The sequence below is a fragment of the Pseudomonas sp. 21615526 genome (genome assembly GCF_013386245.1).
Taxonomy (GTDB): Bacteria; Pseudomonadota; Gammaproteobacteria; order Pseudomonadales; family Pseudomonadaceae; genus Aquipseudomonas.
On record NZ_JACAOM010000280.1, the window covers coordinates 1 to 469 of the forward strand.

The 469-nt window shown below is 61.8% G+C and carries 1 pseudogene; it reads left to right on the forward strand.

The features are described 5' to 3' along the window. Positions 1-190 precede the first annotated feature (190 nt). Positions 191-469, forward strand: a pseudogene (locus tag HX786_RS31685) (ABC transporter substrate-binding protein); the annotation flags it as partial.

A 469-nucleotide genomic window follows, 5' to 3' on the forward strand; every position in this document is an offset into this window, starting at 1 on the left:
TCGCCAAGGCTCGGCAGCTGCTACGCACAACCATTCCTCAAGAAGGCGGGCTGTTGCTTTTTCCACACTCGTCCCGGCCACTGTGGTTTTTTCATCACTGCCAAGGCCTGTGATGCCCGCAAACGCGGCCCGTCGCCCCATGGCACAGCCCTTGCTAAATCCCTGACAAAACCTTAGCCAAGGAGTCTCCATGCGCCCTTTATCTTTTCGCCGTGTCCTTTCATACCTGGGACTTGGCGCCGTGCTGCTGGCCGGCACCGCTCAGGCGCAACCCCATGACGGCGGGGTGCTGAACCTGGTGGCCCAACCCGAACCGCCGTCGCTGATGCACGGCGTGGTCAGCCACGTGTCCACCCAGCACGTCAGCGGCAAGATCCTCCAGGGCCTGCTGACCTTCGACACCGACCTGAAACCCAAACCGGTATTGGCCAAGGCCTGGACCGTTTCTCCCGATGGCCTGACCTACACC